Here is a 6803-nt window from a genome sequence, read left to right on the forward strand (position 1 = left end):
TAGGGGCATTCCCGGGCAGGGGCTGGCGCTGTCAGGCCGGACCGAGCAGCCGTGCGTTGTCGGTGCCCAGTGCTGCGCAGCCCCGCCCCGGTAACCGCTGGCCATCGAGCTTGATGGGGTTGGCCAGCACGCGGAAGCCCGGGGCTGTGGCATGTGGCAGCGCCTGCAGCATGCCGACGCGTTCCGCATACGGATTGTCCAGCGCCTGCGCCATGGTCAGCACCGGTGCGATGGGCAACTTACCGGCCAGCGCAGTCATCCAGTCGGCGCTGCTGCGCCTGGCGAACTCGGCGTCCAGCAGCGCGATCAGCTCGGCTTTATTGGCGCGACGCTGTGCGGCGTCGGCGAAGCGGGGCTCGCCAAGTGCCGGCAGCGCGAGCTCGGTGCGCAGCGCCTGCCAGAACTTGTCGGTCATGCACATGACGAACACATGGCCATCTTGGGTGCCGAAGATCTGGCAGGGCACGGTGGCGGGGTGGGCCGAGCGTGGCTGGCGGCTTGTCACGTGCCCGCCGTTCAGGTACCAGGTGGCGGGGTAGGTGAGCTGGAACAGTGCCGTGTCGAAGAGGCTCACGTCCACGTCGCGGCCGCAGCCGGTCCTGAGCGCGCCGACCAGCGCGGCCAAGAGGCCCGTGGCCAGGGTGACGCCGGTCATGTAGTCCACCATGGACAGGCCCATGCGCGTCGGCGGGCCGTCGGGTTCGCCCGTCAGGTCCATGAAACCAGCCTCGGCCTGCATCAAGTAGTCGTAGCCGGGCCAGGCGGCTCGCTCGTTGTCGCGGCCATAGGCCGACAGGTGGGCGCAGACGATGGAAGGCTTGACGACAGCCAATGCCTGGTGCGTGAGCCCGAGCTTGGCCGGTTGGTCGCCGCGCAGATTGTTCAGCACCGCATCTGCGCTGGCCACCAGGCGCTCGAAGTCGGCTCGGCCTTGCGGGCTCTTCAAGTCCAGCACGACGCTGGCCTTGTTGCGGTTGAAGGTCTGGAAGAACTGGCTGTCGTGCTCGCCGAGAAAGTGCGGGCCGGTGGCGCGTGACACGTCGCCGCCGCCCGGGCTCTCGATCTTGATGACTTCTGCGCCCAGGTCGGCCAGATGCATGGAGGCGAACGGGCCGGCGCCGTACTGCTCGACTGCCAGGATGCGCACGCCCTTCAGCGGCAGGTCGGGGGACTGCATGCTCATATCGGGTGGCGGGCGATCAGCTGCTTGGCGATGATGGTGCGCAACACCTCGTTCGTGCCTTCGCCGATGCACATCAGCATGGCATCGCGGTAGTAGCGCTCGATTTCATACTCGGTCGAGTAGCTGTAGCCGCCGAAGATGCGCATGGCCTCGTTGGCACAGAACACGCCCGCCTCGGAACCAGCGAACTTGGCCATCGCGGCTTCCAGGTCGCAGCGCTCGCCGCGGTCGAACTTGCCGGCGGCCTGTGCGATCAGCAGTTTGGCCGCCTCAACCTGTGTGGCCATCTCCGCCAGCTTGAGTTGGATGGCCTGGTGCTCGGCGATGGGCTTACCGAAGCTTTGACGCTCCTGCGCGTAGCGAAGCGCCAGTTCCAGCGAGCCGACGGCGATGCCGCAGCCGCGCGCGGCCACATTGATGCGGCCCAGCTCCAGCCCGCCCGCCACCTGAGCGAAGCCCTTGCCCTCGATGCCACCGATCAGGCGGTCGGCGCTGACACGGTAGTTGTCGAACACCAGCTCGCAGGTGTCGATGGCTTTGTAGCCCAGCTTCTTCATCTTGTTGGCGACGATGAAGCCTTCGGTCTTCTCCGCGATCAGCAAGCTCATGCCCTTGTGGCGCGGGTTGGCGGCCGGGTCAGTTTTGACCAGCAGCATGATCCCGTGGCCGTTCAGGCTGTTGGTGATCCAAGTCTTGGCGCCGTTGACGACGTAGTGGTCACCCTCCCTGCGGGCCACCGTGCGGATGGCCTGCAGGTCGGTGCCGGCGTTGGGTTCGGTCAGGCCGATGCCGCCGCGGAACTCGCCGCTGGCCATCCGGGGAAGAAACTCCGCCTTCTGGGCCTCGGTGCCGAAACGTTCGATGGCCGAGGCCATGATCAGGTGCGAGTTGAAGATGCCCGAGGGCGCCATCCAGGCTGACGCCACCTTGGTGACGATCTTGGCGTATGTTCGGGCCGACAGGCCCAGGCCGCCGTACTCCTGGCCAATGGTGGCGCCGAACAGACCCAGTTCCTTCATCTGTTCGACGAGCTCGTGCGGATACTCGTCGGCCTGGTCGAAGTGACGCGCGATGGGGCGGACCTCCTTCTCCACCCAGGTCTCGATGCTGTCGAGGACGGCGCGCTCATCCTCCTCGGTCCAGCTTTGCGATGCCGTGCTCATCAGTAACCCACCTTGTCTTCCACGCTGTGGCCTTGGCGGGCGATCAGCATGGTGCGGGTGAAGTGGCAGACGATCTTGCCGTGCTGGTTGAAGCCGGTGGTCTTGACGGTGACGATGCCGGCGCCAGGACGGCTGGCGGACTCACGCTTTTCCAGGACCTGGGATTCCGCTGTCAGCGTGTCCCCGGCGAACAGCGGGTGAGTCATCTTGATGTCGCCCCAGCCCAGGTTCGCGATGGCTTTCTGGGACACGTCGGTGACGCTCATGCCCACCATCAGCGCGACCGTGAAGGGCGAGCAGACGATGCACTTGCCGAACTCGGATGCCTTGGCGTACTCGGCGTCGAAGTGCATGGGATGGGTGTTCATCGTCAGCAGCGTGAACCAGGTGTTGTCCGTCTCGGTGATGGTGCGGCCGGGGCGGTGCTCGTAGATGTCGCCGACCTTGAATTCCTCGTAGTGACGGCCGAAGGTTTCGCGGTAGCGGTTTTCGCCGACGGTCTTGACGTTCTGAACCATGATGTGGGTTGCTCCAAAAGTGTTCGTGTTCGAGGGGAGTTGTTCATTCGCCGGCGCGCCGCAGCACGCGCTGCGCGGCCAGCAGCACCGGGCGGTCGATCAGCCGACCGTCCAGCAACGCGGCGGCGGGGCCGGCAGCGCAGGCGCCAACCACTCGGCGCGCACGGGTCAGAACCTCTTGCGCGGGCCTCAGGCCGGTATGAATGGGCGCCACCTGGTTCGGGTGGATCAGTGCCTTGGCGGTGAACCCCAGCGCGGCTACGCGGGCCGTCTCGGCCTGGGCGCCGATGGCGTCGGCCACGTCCAGCCAGGGCACGTCGATGACGGCAACTCCGGCCTGTGCGGCCGCGGCCACCAGCGCGTGGCGGGCCCCCAGCAGCGGCTCCCAGGCGAAGTCGCAGCCCAGTTCGGCCGCCAGATCTGCGCCGCCCAGCATCAGTGCAGCCACCTGCGGCACGGTGGCCATCTCCGCCGCGTGCGCCACGCCGTGCGGGCTCTCGACCAACGCGATCAGCGGCACGGCGGGCAGCAAGCCGGCCAGCAGCCGCAACTCGTGCGCGCATTCAGCCTTGGCCAGCATGACGAAGGCCGGCCGGGTGCCGGCGGCATCCAGCAGCGCCACCAGGTCGCGCGGGCTGTCGCTGCTGGCGAAACGATTGATGCGCAGACCGTATCGGTGACCCACGGGCTGCGCGGCGATGAAGGCCAGCGCATCGACGCGCGCTTGCGCGCGTGCAGGCGGGGCGACGGCATCCTCCAGGTCAATGCAGACAAGGTCTGCACCCGCGGCGCCGGCCTTTGCGTAGCGCTCAGGCCGGTCGCCTGGCACGAACAGCAGCGATCGGGCGCTGGCGATCATGCCGCGGACTCCTGCGGGACGGCTGCTGCGAACTGCTCCGCGATGGCGCGGCGCGTGGTGATCCAAACGCCGCTGGCCTGGCGCACATGTTCGAAGAACTGTTGCAACGCCCAGATGCGGCCTGGGCGGCCGATGATGCGCAGGTGCAGGCCCAACGACATCATGCGCGGCTGCTCGGCGGTCTGCGCCTCGGCAAGCATCACGTCGAAGGTGTCGCAGGCGTACTTCAGCCACATGTCCGGCGTGTAGGCAGGCGACACCCACATCTTCATGTCGTTGGAGTCCAGCGCGTAGGGCACGATGACCATGGGCTGCTCCGAGCCCGGCACGGCGTCCCAGAACGGTGTGTCGGCGCTGTAGTCGTCCATGTGGTACAGATAGCCTTCTTCCTGCAGCAGTCGGCGTGTGTGCTCGGTGTGGAGGTAGCGCGAAAGCCAGCCCACCGGGCGCGTGCCGGTGGTGACCTCGATACTCTCGGCGGCGCGGCGGATGAACGCGCGCTCCTCGTCTTCCTTCAGCCGGAACTGGTGGATCCAGCGGTAGCCGTGCGAGCAGGCCTCGTCGCCGCGAGACTGGATGATGCGGCCCAGCTCGGGCGCCGCTTCCAACGACTGTGCTGCGGCCGTCCAGGTGGCGCGGATGTCGTGATCGTCCAGCAGCTTGACGATGCGGCGTGCGCCTTCCTTGATGCCGTACTGGTAGTTCGACTCGTTGCCGTGCATGCGCAACGGCTTCTTGATCACGACGCCGAGCTCGTCCACCGGCTCGGGGAAGGGATCGCCCTTGGCGACGCTGTACTCGGAGCCTTCCTCGACGTTGACGACGATGGACAGGGCCAATTTGGCCCCGTCGGGCCAGTTCCAGTGGGTGGTACTCATGCTCTTCTCAGTGGTATTCCTCGCCGCCGGAGACGTTCATGGACTCCCCGGTGATGTACTGCGCCTGCTCAGAGCAGAGGAAGGCACAGGCGCTGGCGATGTCGGATGGCAGGCCGGTGCGGCCCAGCGGAATGCGGGCGGCCATCTCGGCCAGGTACTGCTCGACGGTCTTGCCTTGCGCCCTGGCGAAGTGGGCGTTCTGCCAGGCACCGAGACCCGTGGTCACGTGATTGGGGCAGATGGCGTTGACCGTGATGCCGTGCGCCGCCAGCTCGATGGCCGCCACGCGTGTCAGGCCTACCAGGCCATGCTTGGATGAGCAGTAGGCCGAGGCCTGCGGGAAGGCCGACTTGGCCGCCTGGCTGGCGATGTTGACGATGCGTCCGCCGCGGCCCTGCGCGATCAGGCGGCGCGCCACGGCCTGCGTGGCAGCGAAAACGCCGCGCAGGTTCACGCCCAGCACCGTGTCCCACTCCGCCAGGCTCATCTCGACGATGGGCTTCATCAGGTAGCCGACGCCGGCGTTGTTGACCAGGATGTCCACGCCGCCCAGTTGTCGTTCGGTTTCGGCCACCAGATGCTCGACCGCGGTGCCGTCCAGCATGTTGCAGGGCACGGCGATGGCGTCGCCACTTGCTGCGCGGATCTCGGCCACGACAGCATTCATCTCGTCGCTGGCACCAATGGCGCTGGCCGGCAGGTGCGGGCCGGATGCTGCGCCCAGGTCAGCGATGACGACGCGGGCGCCCTCGGCGGCGAGCCGAGCGGCGATGGCTGCGCCCAGGCCGCCGCGGCGGCCGGCGCCGGTCACGATGGCTACCTTGCCCTGCAGATCGGGGTATTGGCTCATGGCGGACCTTTCAGACCGGCTCGGTGACGATGAACACCGGCGCGTCGGCAAAGGACTGGAAGCGCCGTGACACCTCCTGCATCGTTGGCGTGGCGATGTCCGCGCCCAGTTGCTGCATGTCGCGCACGCGCAGCACCTCGATGTACTGGTAGGGCGAGTCGCCGCCGCCCAGCACGCCGGCCGCGCGCAGCACCTCGAACTTCTCGATGGAGGGCAGGGCTCCCGCCGTCGGCAGGTCGACCTCGCGCGCCCACTGTTCGTAGGCCTCGCGCTGCTGGGCGTCCTTCAGGTTGAAGAGAACGATCAAGGTGGTCATTGAAGTCGCGGTATGAATTGGTTGTCCGGACAACTATATCGGTCAATTGATCCTTGTCAATGTATTAGTGGCTGGACTAAGTGCCATCGTCCTACGCAACAAAGTTGTACGAACAACTGTTGCGGGCGATGAGTTGTCCGGATATGCTCGTTGGCAATCCGCCAGGTGAACTTCATCCCATCTCTACGAGGACGGCATCCATGAGCAAATCCGAAACGCCGCAGCCGAGCTGGCGACAGCTTGGGCAGCACGCGGTCTTTCCCAAGGCCACACATGACGAAGTCGCGCGCTTCGACTTCCTGATGCGGCTCAACATGCACCTGTCTCAGGCGGTGCTGCCCGGCGTGAAGCTGGCCTACGAGACGCGTGTCAAGCCTGCATTCGTGGCCGCCAACGGGCGCGAGCCGGCGGACCGCCACGAGGTGCGCCGCGCCATGCAGAAGGATCTGCACTACCAGCTGTGGAGTGCGCTGCGCCGCAACACCATGGAGCAGCGCCAGCAAGCTGGTCGCAGCGTCGTCTACCGCCAGCTCGGCGCGCTGCGAGACGCGGCTGACCGCGTCAACGAGGGGGCGCCCACGCTCAAGCTTGATCCCGCCATCCGTTCGCCGCGCTACGCCACGGCCGTCGACATTCACTGCATGCCCGGCAATTACCACACCGAGGAGGTGCCGCGCGACATCGGCGCTGGAGCCAACTATGACGCTGGCCTCTTCATCACGACGGCCGGTGCGCTGGGCAGCTACTCGGATGGCGGCGGCCAGGCGCTGGTCGATTGGCTTAAGAAAAACCGTCCGGACTTCAAGCCGCGCCGCATCCTGGACATCGGCTGCACCATCGGCCACAACGCCGTGCCGCTGGCCCAGGCCTACCCGGACGCCCAGGTCGTCGCGATCGACACCGCCACCCCAGTGCTGCGGTATGGCCATGCCCGCGCGCGCTCGTTGGGCGTGGAGAACATCGAGTTCCTCCAGGCCAGCGGTGAGGCCGTGCCTGCTGCCGACGGCGAGTTCGACCTCGTCACTACAGCGATGTT

General features: G+C 66.8%; 8 protein-coding genes. 1 reads left to right on the top strand and 7 read right to left on the bottom strand.

Translation table 11 applies throughout. The features are described 5' to 3' along the window. Window positions 1-31: 31 nt before the first annotated feature. From VGF12_RS17770 to VGF12_RS17800, 7 genes are read right to left on the bottom strand one after another with little or no spacing between them, the layout of a single operon-like run. The gene (locus VGF12_RS17770) at window positions 32-1177 is read right to left on the bottom strand and encodes a CoA transferase (RefSeq protein WP_331177377.1); all 1146 of its coding nucleotides are present in this window, start codon (window positions 1175-1177) and stop codon (window positions 32-34) included. 2 nt (window positions 1178-1179) lie between these two features. After that, on the bottom strand, window positions 1180-2346 hold the full coding sequence (locus VGF12_RS17775) for an acyl-CoA dehydrogenase family protein (RefSeq protein WP_331177378.1): 1167 nt from the start codon (window positions 2344-2346) through the stop codon (window positions 1180-1182). Continuing rightward, on the bottom strand, window positions 2346-2864 hold the full coding sequence (locus VGF12_RS17780; RefSeq protein ID WP_331177379.1) for a MaoC family dehydratase: 519 nt from the start codon (window positions 2862-2864) through the stop codon (window positions 2346-2348). Before VGF12_RS17780 ends, VGF12_RS17775 begins: the two co-directional genes overlap by 1 nt. Before the next feature lie 43 nt (window positions 2865-2907). Then, on the bottom strand, window positions 2908-3723 hold the full coding sequence (locus tag VGF12_RS17785) for an HpcH/HpaI aldolase/citrate lyase family protein (RefSeq protein WP_331177380.1): 816 nt from the start codon (window positions 3721-3723) through the stop codon (window positions 2908-2910). Continuing rightward, a complete protein-coding gene (locus VGF12_RS17790; RefSeq protein ID WP_331177381.1) occupies window positions 3720-4601 on the bottom strand; it encodes a polysaccharide deacetylase family protein in 882 nt (293 codons plus the stop codon). The genes VGF12_RS17785 and VGF12_RS17790 overlap by 4 nt, the downstream gene beginning before the upstream one ends. A gap of 7 nt (window positions 4602-4608) precedes the next feature. Further along, window positions 4609-5451 (bottom strand): SDR family NAD(P)-dependent oxidoreductase, encoded by an 843-nt coding sequence (locus VGF12_RS17795; protein ID WP_331177382.1) that lies wholly within the window; start codon window positions 5449-5451, stop codon window positions 4609-4611. Between the two features lie 10 nt (window positions 5452-5461). Next, window positions 5462-5767 carry a hypothetical protein gene (locus VGF12_RS17800; RefSeq protein WP_331177383.1) on the bottom strand — a complete coding sequence of 102 codons (306 nt, stop codon included), beginning with the start codon at window positions 5765-5767 and terminating at the stop codon, window positions 5462-5464. 200 nt (window positions 5768-5967) lie between these two features. On the opposite strand from VGF12_RS17800, the gene VGF12_RS17805 reads away from it, so the two are divergent. Beyond that, the coding region (locus tag VGF12_RS17805) for a class I SAM-dependent methyltransferase (protein WP_331177384.1) at window positions 5968-6803 on the top strand (836 nt) is incomplete at its 3' end.

The organism is Roseateles sp., assembly GCF_036404855.1.
GTDB lineage: Bacteria > Pseudomonadota > Gammaproteobacteria > Burkholderiales > Burkholderiaceae_C > Pelomonas.